14 protein-coding genes are annotated in these 14,183 nt (G+C 41.2%); all 14 read right to left on the bottom strand.

Annotation, left to right across the window (positions count from 1 at the left end; genetic code table 11):
- Positions 1-48: 48 nt before the first annotated feature.
- Positions 49-798, bottom strand: coding sequence for a tRNA (guanosine(37)-N1)-methyltransferase TrmD (trmD, locus tag AAV98_RS12350; RefSeq protein ID WP_060665875.1), 750 nt, complete (start codon positions 796-798; stop codon positions 49-51).
- Position 799: 1 nt separating this feature from the next.
- Positions 800-1,318, bottom strand: coding sequence for a ribosome maturation factor RimM (gene rimM / locus AAV98_RS12345; RefSeq protein WP_060665874.1), 519 nt, complete (start codon positions 1,316-1,318; stop codon positions 800-802).
- A 111-nt stretch (positions 1,319-1,429) separates the two neighbouring features.
- Positions 1,430-1,660 carry a KH domain-containing protein gene (locus tag AAV98_RS12340; protein WP_060665873.1) on the bottom strand — a complete coding sequence of 77 codons (231 nt, stop codon included), beginning with the start codon at positions 1,658-1,660 and terminating at the stop codon, positions 1,430-1,432.
- A gap of 8 nt (positions 1,661-1,668) precedes the next feature.
- On the bottom strand, positions 1,669-1,941 hold the full coding sequence (gene rpsP / locus AAV98_RS12335) for a 30S ribosomal protein S16 (RefSeq protein WP_060665872.1): 273 nt from the start codon (positions 1,939-1,941) through the stop codon (positions 1,669-1,671).
- A 118-nt stretch (positions 1,942-2,059) separates the two neighbouring features.
- Positions 2,060-3,406 carry a signal recognition particle protein gene (gene ffh / locus AAV98_RS12330; RefSeq protein WP_060665871.1) on the bottom strand — a complete coding sequence of 449 codons (1,347 nt, stop codon included), beginning with the start codon at positions 3,404-3,406 and terminating at the stop codon, positions 2,060-2,062.
- Between the two features lie 12 nt (positions 3,407-3,418).
- Positions 3,419-3,757: a putative DNA-binding protein gene (locus AAV98_RS12325; RefSeq protein WP_060665870.1), complete on the bottom strand. Its 339-nt coding sequence runs from the start codon at positions 3,755-3,757 to the stop codon at positions 3,419-3,421.
- A gap of 566 nt (positions 3,758-4,323) precedes the next feature.
- On the bottom strand, positions 4,324-5,322 hold the full coding sequence (gene ftsY, locus AAV98_RS12310) for a signal recognition particle-docking protein FtsY (protein ID WP_060665943.1): 999 nt from the start codon (positions 5,320-5,322) through the stop codon (positions 4,324-4,326).
- A gap of 19 nt (positions 5,323-5,341) precedes the next feature.
- On the bottom strand, positions 5,342-8,908 hold the full coding sequence (gene smc, locus AAV98_RS12305; protein ID WP_060665867.1) for a chromosome segregation protein SMC: 3,567 nt from the start codon (positions 8,906-8,908) through the stop codon (positions 5,342-5,344).
- Between the two features lie 248 nt (positions 8,909-9,156).
- Positions 9,157-9,870: a ribonuclease III gene (gene rnc / locus AAV98_RS12300; protein ID WP_197284289.1), complete on the bottom strand. Its 714-nt coding sequence runs from the start codon at positions 9,868-9,870 to the stop codon at positions 9,157-9,159.
- 262 nt (positions 9,871-10,132) lie between these two features.
- Positions 10,133-10,366, bottom strand: coding sequence for an acyl carrier protein (gene acpP, locus AAV98_RS12295; RefSeq protein ID WP_010193151.1), 234 nt, complete (start codon positions 10,364-10,366; stop codon positions 10,133-10,135).
- Positions 10,367-10,841: 475 nt separating this feature from the next.
- Positions 10,842-11,582 carry a 3-oxoacyl-[acyl-carrier-protein] reductase gene (gene fabG, locus AAV98_RS12285; RefSeq protein ID WP_060665864.1) on the bottom strand — a complete coding sequence of 247 codons (741 nt, stop codon included), beginning with the start codon at positions 11,580-11,582 and terminating at the stop codon, positions 10,842-10,844.
- Positions 11,575-12,531 (bottom strand): ACP S-malonyltransferase, encoded by a 957-nt coding sequence (gene fabD, locus AAV98_RS12280; RefSeq protein WP_060665863.1) that lies wholly within the window; start codon positions 12,529-12,531, stop codon positions 11,575-11,577. Before fabD ends, fabG begins: the two co-directional genes overlap by 8 nt.
- Positions 12,531-13,550, bottom strand: coding sequence for a phosphate acyltransferase PlsX (plsX, locus tag AAV98_RS12275; RefSeq protein WP_060665862.1), 1,020 nt, complete (start codon positions 13,548-13,550; stop codon positions 12,531-12,533). Before plsX ends, fabD begins: the two co-directional genes overlap by 1 nt.
- 19 nt (positions 13,551-13,569) lie before the next feature.
- Entirely contained in the window at positions 13,570-14,136 is a 567-nt protein-coding gene (gene fapR / locus AAV98_RS12270; protein ID WP_010193141.1) for a transcription factor FapR, read from the bottom strand.
- Between the last annotated feature and the right edge of the window lie 47 nt (positions 14,137-14,183).

Raw genomic sequence — 14,183 nt, 5'->3', positions numbered from 1 at the left:
GCCATAGCTAAGTCACAAAGAGTATAATACCATATTAGACAAATAAAATCAATATGCCTTATCCTCTTTTTTAATTTCTTCAAGCCACTTTTGCTGTTGATCTGTTAACGGATATTCATCGAATAAGTCAGGTCTTCTGTTCCATGTTCTTCGTATAGACTCTTTTGTCCGCCATTCTTCAATATGTGCATGATTTCCTGATATAAGAACATCCGGCACTTTCATGCCCCGGAAATCAGCTGGTCTCGTATAATGTGGGTGCTCAAGAAGGCCTGTGCTGAAGCTGTCCTGTTCATGGGAGGAAGCTTTTCCTAATACATCTGGAAGTAAACGAACCACACTGTCTACTATGACCATGGAAGCAAGTTCGCCACCGGTAAGGACATAATCCCCAATGGATATCTCATCTGTGACAACATGTTCTCTGATTCTTTCATCATAGCCTTCATAATGACCGCAAATGAATATCAGATGTTCTTCTTGTGCTAATTCTTCTGCTTTTTTCTGTGTGTACCGCTCTCCTTGAGGACACATGAGGATCACTCTGGGCTTTTTGGAAGACAGTTTGGTTTCTGTGAGTGATGAAACGGCATCAAAGATCGGTTGAGCCTTGAGAACCATACCAGCGCCTCCGCCATAAGGGTAATCATCGACAGTCTTATGTTTGTTATCCGCAAACTCTCTGAAATCAGTCACACTGTATTGAACGGCCCCTTTATCCGCAGCTTTTTTTAAAATGGAGGAACCGAGAACACCTGTAAACATCTCCGGAAAAATGGAAAGGATATCAATCTTCATATTAAAACAGTCCTTCTAGCGGCTCTATGATGATCGTCTTTTCCTGCACATCCACTTTCTTCACTACTTGGTCAATATAAGGGATTAATACGTCCTTCCCTTTCTTTGCCTTAACCACCCAGACATCGTTTGCACCTGGTGTCAGCACTTCTTTAACTGTTCCAATCTCCTCCATCGTTTCCTGAAGGATTACTTTGCAGCCAACAATCTCGTGGAAGTAAAATTCTCCTTCTTCCAGCTCGCCTAGTTGGTCTTCTGGAACCTTAACAATAGCCCCTTTGAATTTTTCCACTTCGTTTACATTATGAAATCCTTCAAATGTGAGAAGGTCGAAGGATTTATGTACTCTTCTAGAAGCTACCTTTACTTCTACAGGTTCCTTTTCATTTGGCAAGAATAAGTATAGGAGATTCCCTTTTTTATAACGTTCTTCAGGAAAATCCGTTCTAGAAACCACACGCACCTCACCTTTTATACCGTGAGTATTAACAAGCTTACCTACGTTGAACCACTTTGACATTTCTTGCACCTCCACGCGCAACGCTTATCTTCTATATAAATAGAGTACCCTCAAAAGAGGTTCTCTTACCTATTTAACCAAAAAGAAAAGGGGAAGCATCAAAGCCTCCCCCTACTCCATAATCTCTAATTGCACTCGTTTATTCTCGTGAGAAGCAGCAGCGAACAAGACTGTTCGGATTGCTTTTGCAATTCTACCCTGCTTGCCAATCACTTTCCCTAAATCATCTTGATGTACAGTAAGTTGATACGTAAGAACATTACCTGTTTCTTTTTCCGTAACCACTACATTTTCTGGATGATCTACTAACGACGTCACAATTGTTTGGATTAGTTCTGTCATTTTGCCTCTTACTTACCTAATTTGGCATTGTGGAATTTTTCCATAATACCTTCGTTAGAGAAAAGGTTACGAACTGTATCAGAAGGCTTCGCGCCATCTTGTAACCATTTAAGAGCTAAATCTTCATTGATTTTAACTTCAGCTGGTTGCATTACAGGGTTGTAAGTTCCAACTGTTTCAATGAAACGTCCATCACGAGGAGAACGAGAATCTGCTACTACAATACGATAGAATGGGGATTTTTTAGAACCCATACGTTTTAAACGAATTTTTACTGCCATTTAATATAGCACCTCCGAAAATATTTCACACAAGATAGTATGATAACAAGTAGTTACTTGTTTGTAAAGTGTTTTTTCTTGTCACTTTATTTATTAAGAGAAAAAATGCTGTGGATGCTTACATGAAAGGAAATTTAAATCCGCCTTTTTTGCCTTTTCCTTTTTGCATGCTTGTCATCTGTTTCATCATTTTTTTCATCTCTTCAAATTGTTTAAGCAGACGGTTTACTTCCTGAATAGGTCGTCCGCTACCTTTTGCTATCCGCTTTTTGCGGCTCGCATTAATTAGATCTGGATTATCTTTCTCCGCTTTGGTCATGGATTGGATAATTGCCTCCACGTGACCAATCTGCTTTTCATCCACCTGGACATTTTTTAAGCCTTTCATTTTGTTGGCTCCAGGTATCATTCCGAGGATTTCATCAAGAGGGCCCATGTTTCTTACTTGGCCAAGCTGTTCCAGGAAATCATCAAACGTAAAGTTCATCGTACGCAGCTTCTGTTCAAGCTCTTTGGCTTTCTCTTCATCTACATTTGATTGTGCTTTCTCAATAAGAGTAAGCACATCTCCCATACCTAAAATACGAGAGGCCATACGTTCAGGGTGAAAAGGCTCAATGGCATCCAATTTCTCCCCCATACCAATGAATTTGATTGGGGTATTGGTTACCGCCTTGACGGATAATGCAGCTCCACCTCGGGTATCTCCATCAAGTTTTGTTAACACAACGCCAGTCAAGCCAAGCTGTTCATTGAAGCTTTGTGCCACATTTACAGCATCTTGTCCTGTCATAGCATCGACTACAAGGAAGATCTCATCCGGGTTGGATATTTCTTTTACCTGTTTTAACTCATCCATTAATGTTTCATCTACATGCAAACGTCCAGCGGTATCAATTAGCACATAGTCATGATGCTCATCTTTCGCTTTTTGGATAGCCTGCTTTGCGATTTCAACCGGACTAACCTGATCTCCTAACGAGAAAACAGGCATACTGAGTTGTTTTCCAAGTGTTTCAAGCTGTTTAATAGCTGCCGGTCGGTAAATATCGGCTGCAACTAGAAGAGGCTTTCTATTATGCTTTTTGCGTAATAGGTTTGCAAGTTTTCCAGTTGTCGTCGTTTTACCTGCACCTTGTAGACCTACCATCATAATGACGGTCGGCGGTCGGCTGCTTACTGCAATTTTACTTTGCTCCCCACCCATAAGCGCGGTGAGTTCTTCTTTTACCACTTTAATTACTTGCTGACCGGGTGTAAGACTTTTCATGACTTCTTGTCCAACTGCACGTTCATTCACGCGTTTTACAAAGTCTTTCACTACTTTGAAGTTAACATCCGCTTCAAGTAAAGCCAGTCGAACTTCACGCATCATTTCTTTAACGTCTTGTTCGCTTACCTTACCTTTTCCACGTATCTTCTGTATCGTATTTTGCAAACGGTCGGCTAAACCTTCAAATGCCATGCATGCCGCCCCCTAATCTAATTTCTCAAGCGACTCGATCAGCGTTAAAAGAGTCTGGCCGTTAAACGGAGTGTCCGTTTTTTCGACTTCGTCCTTCATCTGCTGCACAAGCGACTGCCGCTCTTGAAACTTTTGAAATAACAAAAGCTTTTCTTCATATTGCTCAAGCATTTGTTCTGTACGTTTTATGTTATCATACACTGCTTGACGACTTATGTTATATTCCTCTGCTATCTCACCAAGGGAGTGATCATCTAAGTAATACAAAGACATATAGCTTCGTTGCTTTGGTGTTAACAACGACTGATAGAAATCATAAAGATAGTTCATTCTCGTTGTTTTTTCAAGCATCCTCTTCACTCTCCCTTGTTAAGTGAAATGCCTTTACAATAGCTTAGTTTACAGGTTGGGATGTGGAATGTCAAGTTTTTTTCTTGACCTGTGAGAATGTAATAATAATAAAAATAAACCAATAGTTGGTTAGGTGATTTCCACTGTTCCTTTCCGCAATTGGCTTCGCTTTCCGCGGTACGGTGCTTGAGCCTTCTCACTCCGTTGGAAGCCACTGAAAAAGACCTTGATTTTAAAATTTCACTAAACACCGCTGTTGATTTCCGCAAAAAGCTTCGCTTTCCTAGGGGCACTGCTGGAGCCTCCTCGGCTACGCCTGCGGGGTCTCCACCTAGCGCTAGCTCCCTCAGGAGTCTTCGCCTTTTGCTCCAATCAACAGCTAGAAATCATAAAGTTCATGGAAATATCAGTTTTTCAGCGGCCTCGCTGCAAGCCGAGGAGGCTCACGGACCGCCCGCAGGCAAGCGGAGCGCCTGGAACGGAAATCAACACCTTCCCACGATTTCCTTACTAATAAAAATGCCGCCCGTCAGGATTGAGGGGCGGTAAGTAATAATATTGGTTTATTAGCTTTCTTGTTCTTCTTCTTTTTCCATCATATCTGCAAATAGTCCATACACATATTGCTCTGCATTAAATTCTTGCAAATCTTCTGCTTTTTCCCCTAACCCAACAAACTTGACCGGAATTTTCATTTCATTTCTTATAGCAAGAACGATACCGCCTTTTGCAGTGCCGTCAAGCTTGGTTAAAACAATTCCCGTGACATTCGTTGCTTCAGAAAAGATTTTCGCCTGACTTAGTGCATTCTGACCAGTCGTTGCATCCAACACTAGAAGGACTTCATGCGGAGCGCCTGGAACCTCGCGCTCAATGACACGCTTCACCTTTTCAAGTTCCTTCATTAAATTGACTTTGTTTTGAAGACGACCTGCTGTATCACAAAGAAGTACGTCAACTTTACGAGCTTTAGCCGCTTGGAGGGCATCATACATAACAGCTGCTGGATCTGAACCCTCTGATTGCTTGATCACATCTACACCAACACGCTGGCCCCATACTTCAAGCTGGTCGATAGCACCGGCACGGAATGTATCTCCCGCTGCTAGAAGTACACTCTTTCCTTCTTGCCTTAGCTTCTTAGCAATTTTGCCTATAGAAGTAGTTTTCCCTACCCCGTTTACACCTACAACCAGAACTACCGTTAAACCTTCTTGTTGAAAATTAATGGTTGGAGACACATCATCTCCAGCTTGATAGATCTCCACCAACTTTTCGGAAATGACACTTTGAACCTGACGAGGATCTTGAATATTGCGTCGTTTTACTTCCATTCGAAGTTCATCAATCAATTCCATCACGGTGTTAACGCCAACATCCGCTCCAATTAGGATTTCCTCTAATTCTTCAAAGAAATCCTCGTCTACTTTGCGGTAGCGAGCAACAAGATCATTTACTTTTCCAGAAAAGGAATCGCGAGTTTTCGTTAATCCTTCTTTGAATTTTTCTGTTGCGGATTCTGTTTGAGTTGTAAGCTTTTCTTTTAATTTTTTAAAGAAACTCATTTTCTCATTCTCTTCCTCTCTATTTAACAAGTTCTTTGGATTCTTCTAACCGGACTGAGACCAATTTAGAAACGCCGGATTCTTGCATCGTCACCCCATAAAGTACGTCACTGAATTCCATTGTTCCCTTACGGTGCGTGATGACGATGAATTGGGTTTCTTCACTGAACTGTTTTAAATATTGGGCAAAACGGTGTACGTTTGCTTCATCAAGCGCCGCTTCCACTTCATCAAGAATGCAGAACGGAACAGGTCTAACTTTTAATATGGAGAACAACAGGGCTATTGCCGTTAAAGCTCTTTCTCCTCCAGACAAGAGGCCGAGATTCTGCAGTTTTTTACCAGGCGGTTGAGCTACAATGTCTACGCCTGTATTTAGCATGTCGGAAGGATCTGTCAACACTAGATCCGCTCTCCCCCCTCCGAATAAAGAACGAAACACATCGTGAAAATGTGCGCGTATATTCGTGAAAGTTGTTTCAAAACGCTTTTTCATTTCTTCATCCATTTCTCCGATTACTTGGAACAAGGTATCTTTTGCTTCTTGAAGATCGTCTTTTTGCTCTTTTAGGAATGTATATCGTTCGCTTACTCGATCATATTCCTCTATTGCAGCGATATTTACTGTTCCAAGCTCCTCAATGGCAAGCTTGATTAACTTTACTTTTTTACGGGCTTCTTCAATCTCTATCTCAAGTGGGTAATCTTCTTTTGCCGCTTCAAAGGACAGCATATACTCTTCCCTTAAATGGTGAAGTCTATTATCTAATTCCACATCTAGACGGTTCATTTTCACTTCTTCCGCCTTTAGAACTTCCGTAAGTTGTTTATACTGTCTTTTTAAATCTTTTAGTTGAAGCTCTTCATGTTCCACTTTCTCGTAGTAAGAAAGCCTTTGGGCACGGCGTTCTGCAATGAGTTTCATCGTGGTGTTTTTGTCTTGTAATTTTTCAGCTGCAGCCACTTCGAGTTTTTGTTCACCTGAAGAATTATCATTCATTTCACTTTGTAAAAGAGATAAGTCTTCCTTAATATCATTTAATCTTTCAATGGCTTGTTCAAGATCTGTTTCGACAGTTGTCACTTTTTCTGATTGGTTCGTAAGCTTTTCCTTTTTACTCGCATAATCCACTTTTAGTTGGGTGAGCTCGTTTTGCACGCTCTCCTTGTTTGCATGTTGCTCTACCTTTAAGGAATTAAGTTTTGCAATTTCTTTGTCTAGCGTAGCAATTTGCAGTCCGACCGTCTTAAGATCGGCATCTAGTTTTGCTTTTTTGTTCACAGCATCATTCATAGAAATAGTGAGCTGTTGTTTTTCATAGTCATATAAACTTAAATGTTCATTGACGTTTTTTTCTTCCAGTTCGACTTCCCGAAGAAGACTTGAAACCTGCTGTTCTCTATACCTTAGTTCCTCGCCTACTCCCTTCAACTCAACAACTTGTGACTCTTTCTCTTCTATTTTCTTCTTAAGTGTTTTAACCTGATCTTCAAGCAAGGCCGTTTTATTTTCCATCTCTTCTAGCTTTGCTGAAATGGAATCAAGCTCACGCCCCCGACTTAAGAGAGAATTAGATTTTTGTTTGACCGCTCCTCCTGTCATGGAGCCACCAGGGTTTACTACATCCCCATCTATTGTCACGATGCGGTAGCGATGCTGAAGGATACCTGCTAATGCATTGGCTCCTTTCAGGTCTTTTGCAATGACAATGGTACCCAAGAGGTTATGAACGATATTTTCATAAGCTAAGTCGAATTCCACAAGAGAGGAGGCAATTCCTACAAAAGCTTCATGTTGATTAATCTGGTTTACTTGATAGTCTGATAATGTCCTAGGCTTCATGACCGTCATTGGCAAGAAAGTCGCACGGCCAAAACCGTTCTTTTTCAAGTATTGGATCGATGCTCTTGCATTTTGTTCATTATCCACTACGATATGCTGTGTCGCGCTTCCAAGGGCAATCTCAATTGCCGTCTCTACATCTTGGTTCACTTGAATAAGTTCGGCAACAGCCCCTTTTATTCCAGTAAGCCTATTTTCATCCCGAGCTTTCAGGATCTCCTTAACACCTTGAAAGAATCCTGTAAAATCCCCCTGCATCGTTTCAAGCATTTCTTTTCTCGCACGTGTTTGCTGTAAAAATTGGTATGCTTGATACAAGGTCGTTTCTTTTTTCTGGTAGGACTGTTTAAATTGTTCCAAACTGGCTTGTTCGCCTCTGTATTTATCTACCGTTTTGTTCAGCTCTTCTTGTACCTGTTTATGGTCGGAATGAACTTTTTCCTTCTTCTGTTGGGTATTAGCGCGAAGATCGACATATTTCCTGTTCCCCTCGTCAAGACGGCTTACCTTCATACCTTCTTGCTTTTCTTGCTGCTCGAGATAGGAGATTTCATTACGAATTGATGCTTGTTTATTTAATAGTTCGATATAGTCACTTTTTAAAGCATCAATTTTCTCTTCCATATTTTGATCAAACTGTTCGTTCAAGATCTGTTTTTCCTTTAGTTGTTGCTCTGTTACTACCAATTCTTGACGAAGGGAAACCAAAAGTTGTTTTTCGCTTTCCAACCTTTGTTTTTGAACGTTGATAAACTCAGCAAGTTCCACCGAAGAATTTTCTAATTGAGCACGGTTTGTCGTTGCGTTCTTCTTACGTTCCTTCAAAACTTCTTTTCTTCCTTCAAGTTTTTCCAGTTCCGAACTCGCCACTAAAAGGGCTTGCTGCAAGGAATCAATGGATTCATCCAAAGCAGCCACTTGATCCTTATACTTTTCAAGTGTCGCTTCTTTTTGACTCAATTCAGAAGACAGTACTAACTCTTTTTCAGTGCTAGTTTTGACTTCTAAAGAATTTTGTTCCCATTTCTGATGAAGCTCTTCAATTTCGTGGACCGTGACACCTACTTCAATCTGCTCAAGCTCTTCTTTCTTTTCTAGGTAATCTTTGGCAATGGAAGCCTGAATTTGCAATGGCTCCACTTGACCTTCCAACTCATGTAAAATATCTGATACCCGGTTAAGATTCTCTTGAGTATCCATAAGTTTACTTTCCGCTTTCTTTTTTCTGGATTTGTATTTGAGTACGCCAGCTGCTTCTTCAAAAATACTTCGGCGTTCTTCTGATTTGCTGCTCAGTATTTCTTCCACTTTTCCTTGACTGATGATGGAAAAGGCTTCCTTTCCAAGACCAGAATCCATGAAAAGGTCCACTATGTCCTTAAGTCTACATGTTTGTTTATTAATCAAGAATTCACTGTCACCTGATCTAAGTGCCCTTCTTGTAACGCTCACTTCCATATAATCAATTGGCAGAATGCGGTTACTGTTATCTAAGGTCAGTGTAACCTCTGCCATATTTAATGCTCTTCTGCTATCACTGCCGGCAAATATGATGTCTTCCATTTTGGAACCGCGAAGGGATTTGGCTGACTGTTCTCCAAGCACCCATCTGATGGCATCAATAATATTACTTTTTCCGCTTCCATTCGGACCTACGACGGCTGTGACACCTGGGACGAAATCAACGGATATTTTTTCAGCAAACGACTTAAACCCTACTACTTCCAATCGTTTGAGGTACATATTCCTCACCTCATTTAGTTTCATAATCTTTTAAACGCCGCTGTTGATTTCCACAAATGGCTTCGCTTTCCCGAGGGCGACATTGAGCGTCCTCACAACGCTTCAGGGGTCTCAACATTGTTTTATCCTCCCACCCTCAGGAGTCTCCACCTTTTGAACCAATCACCAGCTAGACTTCTTTAATATTTATGTAACAGAAAAGTAAGCGATCCTTGAGGTATTTTGAGACACCGCTGGATCGCCTACCTTCATTTACTGACTTTTTTTAATTTCTGCAGAGCGAACTGAGCCGCATGTTGTTCAGCTTCTTTCTTTGATCGGCCAATTCCAATTCCCATCTCTTCTTTATTCAGGGAAACCTTAGACACAAATTCACGGTTGTGGGCCGGGCCTTTTTCTTCTAGCACTTCATACTCAATTACTCCAAGTGCATTGCGTTGTATCATCTCCTGCAGTTGACTTTTGAAATCCATCACATGAGAAAAAGCACCTTCATTAATTTTAGGATATACATACTTTTCAAGGAAGGTGAACACGGTATCAAGGCCAAGATCCAGATACAGTGCGCCAATAAATGCCTCAAATACATCGGCAAGCAGCGCTGGTCTAGCTCTTCCGCCTGTTATTTCTTCTCCCTTGCCAAGCAGTACAAATTGACCGAACGAAAGATCATTGGCGAATGAAACCAAAGAGGGTTCGCAAACAATAGACGCCCTTAGTTTTGTTAATTGACCTTCACTCATCATTGGATATTTCTTATATAAAAATTGAGAAATGGTCAACTCTAAAACGGCGTCACCCAAAAACTCCAAGCGCTCATTGTCCTCGTAAGGTTTTCTGCGATGCTCATTCACATAGGATGAATGGGTGAAAGCTTGATATAAAAGTTTCTCATTATGAAACGTAACTCCTATTTTTTCTTGAAGCATAGCAAAATTCTTTTTTGTTGCTTCGTTTTTCATTTCATTTATTCTACTTCTGTTTCTGGTCATGTAAAGGAGCCTCCAACATACAATCTTCTTTCACTAAGATGGCAACGTTCTTCTTTTTTGATGATGAAAGTTGTATAACATTACTATTTTAACAAATTATTTAGAGGATACAAATAGCAACTTACCTGATTTTATATAAATTCGGTAATCTTTTATTGCTATAAGGCAATTCTTCGGTTTATTATTCCCACAAAAACAAAAAGTCCCACCTTAGTGGGACAATCAAAAAAGATTAAGCGTTTGCTTTTATGTAGTTTACCGCATCGGCAACTGTTGTAATGTTTTCTGCTTCGTCGTCTGAAATTTCCATATCAAACTCGTCTTCAAGCTCCATTACTAGTTCAACTACATCAAGAGAGTCAGCACCTAAATCGTCTTTGAATTTGGAGTCAAGATTCACCTCGGACTCGTCTACACCTAAACGATCAACAATGATCTTTGTTACACGCTCTAATACATCTGCCATAACTTTCACCTCCCCTCAAGTATTATAGTTAATTTGGTTTTAAAAAACTAGTGTTTGTTGTTTCGAAAGTCTCCCTGATGATTTAATAGAGAATTCCGTAAACTCCGCTGTTGATCTCCGCGAACGGCTTCGCTTTCCGCGGGGCGCTGCTGGAGCCTCCTCGGCAAGCCTGAAGCAACTGAAAAAGACCTTAATTTTAAAATTTCACTAAACACCGCTGTTGATTTCCGCAAATGGCTTCGCTTTCCTAGGGGCACTGCTGGAGCCTCCTCGGCAAGCCTGAAGCAACTGAAAAAGACCTTAATTTTAAAATTTCACTAAACACCGCTGTTGATTTCCGCAAATGGCTTCGCTTTCCTAGGGGCACTGCTGGAGCCTCCTCGGCTACGCCTGCGGGGTCTCCACCTAGTGCTAGCTCCCTCAGGAGTCTTCGCCTTTTGCTACAATCAACAGCTAAAATCATCAAAACCATAGATTACATCACCATTCCACCGTCTACGTGGAGGGTTTGGCCAGTGATGTAGGCACTTTTTTCGGATGCAAGGAAAGATACGAAAGAGGCAATGTCTTTTGCTTCTCCGAATCGTGCAAGTGGGATTTGTTTAAGCATTTCTGCCTTTACTTCTTCTGTTAATTTATCCGTCATATCGGTTGTGATGAAACCCGGCGCTATGGCATTGACGGTAATATGGCGAGAAGCTAATTCGCGTGCTGTTGATTTAGTAAGGCCAATCACACCCGCTTTTGCCGCTACGTAGTTTGCTTGCCCTGCATTTCCCATTACACCTACGATGGACGCAATGTTGATGATTCTGCCGGATCGTTGCTTCATCATTTGACGGGTTACTGCTTTTGTTGCATTGAATACACCTTTTAGATTGATGTTGATTACATCATCCCACTCGTCTTCTTTCATTCTCATTAGAAGATTATCGCGTGTGATACCGGCGTTATTGACGAGGATATCAATGGTGCCAAACTGGGTAAGTGATTCTTTCATCATCGCTTGTACGTCTTCCATGTTCCCCACATTACAACGAACTGCGATCGCCTCGCTACCCATTTCTTTAATGGCTTCCACTACTTCGTAAGCTTTTGCTTCGCTACCTGAATAGTTTACAACTACATTTGCACCTTGCTCTGCTAATTCAAGTGCAACGGCACGTCCAATTCCGCGGGACGCCCCTGTTACAACGGCTGTTTTTCCTTTAAGCATTTGTAGAGTCCTCCCCTTTAAAGTGATCCATTGCTTTTTGAAGTGTTTCCTTATCGTAGACTGGAATGGTCGTTGCTCTGCGATTTACTTTTTTGATGAGACCTGAAAGCACTTTCCCCGGCCCCACTTCAACAAACGTATCGACTCCAAGTTCTATCAGTTTCTCTACAGATTGTTCCCATCGAACAGGAGAGTAGAGCTGCTCCACAAGTTTCACGGGTATCTCTGAAGCACTTTTCATTTCATTTGCGTCCACATTTGCAATAACGGGTATTGTTGCGTCATTAATTGCAATCGAGGATAATGTATCTTCTAGTTTGGAAGCTGCCGGTTTCATTAGACTGGAATGGAAAGGGCCGCTAACTACTAGAGGAATTACTCTTTTCGCGCCTTTTTCCTTCGCTTTTTCAGATGCTAGTGACACACCTTGTGCGGAACCAGAAATGACAATCTGACCTGGACAATTTAAGTTTGCAAGTTGAACAGGTCCACCTTCTTTAGATGCCTCTTCACAAGCTTCCTTCAATAAATTTTCTTCAAGACCAAGCACAGCAGCCATGGATCCCACACCAGCTGGAACTGCTTCTTCCATATATTTTCCGCGCATATGAACTGTATAGACAGCATCTTCAAAGCTAATGGCTTCTGCTGCGACAAGTGCAGAATATTCACCAAGGCTATGTCCAGCCGTGTAGTCAGCATTAATACCTGCTTGTTTCAGCATTTGCAAGATAGCGATGCTCGATGTCAGAAGCGCCGGCTGGGCATTGTATGTTAGCGTGAGCTCTTCTTGAGGCCCTTCAAACATTAAAGATGATAGTTTGTAGCCTAATTTCTCGTCCGCTATTTTCATTACCGTTTGAACTTCTTTATGTTCAGTGGCTAATTCCTGAGCCATGCCAACAATTTGTGAGCCTTGTCCTGGAAAAACAAATGCAACCTTCCCCATTATTCTCCCCCGTTCTCTTGTTTAGTCACAAACTCCATTTTTTCAATAGTCCGCGCAATGGTACCAACCATATCTTTTTGAAGCATTTCGCGTGTTTGACGTATAGCATTATATACAGCATTGTCATCTGAAGAACCATGCGCTTTGACGACTGGTGCCTTTAAGCCAAATAGAGCCGCACCACCGTATTCGGAATAGTCCATTTTTGTTTTGATTGTTTTTAGTTTCGGCTTCAAAACTGCAGCTGCAAGCTTGCTTTTCAGATCACTTGTCAGCACCTCTTTTAACATATCAAAAACAGAAAGTGCGGTTCCTTCAATCGCTTTTAACGTAATGTTTCCGGTAAACCCGTCCGTTACCACGACATCAGCTACACCATTTAAAAGGTCCCTTGCTTCCACATTTCCGATGAAATGAACAGCATTGGATTCTTTGATATATTCAAAAGCAGCTTTAGCCAGCTCATTCCCTTTTTTATCTTCTGTTCCTACATTTAATAAACCTACTCTAGGAGCCTTAACACCGCGAACTTTTTCTGCATAAATGGATGCCATTAATGCATATTGGAATAAATGTTCAGGCTTTGCATCCGCATTTGCTCCAACATCCAGCATAACAAACCCTTTTCCATCAACGGTCGGTAAAGTTGGTGATAATGCAGGACGCTCGATTCCTTTTATTCTGCCGACAATCAATAGCCCTGCCGTCATTAATGCTCCCGTATTCCCAGCTGAAATGCAAGCATCTGCCCGTCCCTCTTTTACTTCTTTAGCCATTAGGACCATCGAGGAGTTTTTCTTGCGGCGAACTGCCCTGACTGGTTCCTCATCTCCAGAAATTACCTCATCTGTATGTAAAATCGTTATTTGTTTTTCATTCGTTAAGTAAGGTCGGATCTTATTTTCATCTCCAACAAGGGTGAAGGTAACATCACTATATTTTTCAACAGCTTTCATGACACCTTCTACTATTGTCTTTGGTGCATGATCGCCACCCATTGCATCAATGGCAATTCTCATCATTATAACCTGCCTTTAATCAAGAACTTGTAGAGCGAAACATTTCAAACTCACCATGGAAGACTTTTTCACTGCCAACGGAGCTTTTCACTTCTACAGTTGTTCTACCTTTTTCTTTATCTACTTTACTAACAAAGGCTTTTGCCACAATTCTTTCACCCAATTTAACAGGTCGTGTAAATCGAATGGTAGCTTTTGCCGTTAACGCCAGTTCATCATTGATGACGGCAACTGCCAAAGAATTTGCCTGCGCAAACAAGTGATGCCCACGTGTAATTTGATTTCGCTTAAAGACATGCTCACTTTGGACATCGAAAATGGAAATCGCGCTCTCATCTAATTGAAGGTCAATTATTTCACCGATAACTTCATCAAGAGGCAAAGATTTCACTTCTTTTTCAAGTGTCCGTGCAGCCACGTTCTTAATTCTTTCCCTTAACTCAGGGATGTTTAACTCCAGACGATCCAACCGAACTGTTTGGATGCTGACCTGAAAAAAATCTGCAAGTTCTTCATCTGTTATAAAAGGGTTCTCTTGTATCTTATCTTTTAAAGATAACTGGCGCTCCTTTTTGTTTCGTCTCATAAAATACACACCATCCGAACTATTATGACTAGGTACTAATAGTAGTA

Source organism: Bacillus sp. CHD6a (assembly GCF_001293645.1).
Taxonomy (GTDB): Bacteria; Bacillota; Bacilli; order Bacillales; family Bacillaceae_I; genus Sutcliffiella_A.
The sequence above is the reverse complement of the archived record's forward strand: the minus strand, read 5'-3'. Positions and strand labels throughout refer to the sequence as shown.

What these genes read in the sequence shown, in the direction of transcription:
- ftsY (WP_060665943.1), bottom strand. Translation starts at nt 5,322, where the DNA reads ATGAGTTTCTTTAAAAAATTAAAAGAAAAGCTTACAACTCAAACAGAA.
- trmD (WP_060665875.1), bottom strand. Translation starts at nt 798, where the DNA reads ATGAAGATTGATATCCTTTCCATTTTTCCGGAGATGTTTACAGGTGTT.
- rnc (WP_197284289.1), bottom strand. Translation starts at nt 9,870, where the DNA reads ATGAAAAACGAAGCAACAAAAAAGAATTTTGCTATGCTTCAAGAAAAA.
- AAV98_RS12325 (WP_060665870.1), bottom strand. Translation starts at nt 3,757, where the DNA reads ATGCTTGAAAAAACAACGAGAATGAACTATCTTTATGATTTCTATCAG.
- rpsP (WP_060665872.1), bottom strand. Translation starts at nt 1,941, where the DNA reads ATGGCAGTAAAAATTCGTTTAAAACGTATGGGTTCTAAAAAATCCCCA.
- fabD (WP_060665863.1), bottom strand. Translation starts at nt 12,531, where the DNA reads ATGGGGAAGGTTGCATTTGTTTTTCCAGGACAAGGCTCACAAATTGTT.
- smc (WP_060665867.1), bottom strand. Translation starts at nt 8,908, where the DNA reads ATGTACCTCAAACGATTGGAAGTAGTAGGGTTTAAGTCGTTTGCTGAA.
- acpP (WP_010193151.1), bottom strand. Translation starts at nt 10,366, where the DNA reads ATGGCAGATGTATTAGAGCGTGTAACAAAGATCATTGTTGATCGTTTA.
- AAV98_RS12340 (WP_060665873.1), bottom strand. Translation starts at nt 1,660, where the DNA reads ATGACAGAACTAATCCAAACAATTGTGACGTCGTTAGTAGATCATCCA.
- plsX (WP_060665862.1), bottom strand. Translation starts at nt 13,550, where the DNA reads ATGAGAATTGCCATTGATGCAATGGGTGGCGATCATGCACCAAAGACA.
- fapR (WP_010193141.1), bottom strand. Translation starts at nt 14,136, where the DNA reads ATGAGACGAAACAAAAAGGAGCGCCAGTTATCTTTAAAAGATAAGATA.
- fabG (WP_060665864.1), bottom strand. Translation starts at nt 11,582, where the DNA reads ATGCTTAAAGGAAAAACAGCCGTTGTAACAGGGGCGTCCCGCGGAATT.
- ffh (WP_060665871.1), bottom strand. Translation starts at nt 3,406, where the DNA reads ATGGCATTTGAAGGTTTAGCCGACCGTTTGCAAAATACGATACAGAAG.
- rimM (WP_060665874.1), bottom strand. Translation starts at nt 1,318, where the DNA reads ATGTCAAAGTGGTTCAACGTAGGTAAGCTTGTTAATACTCACGGTATA.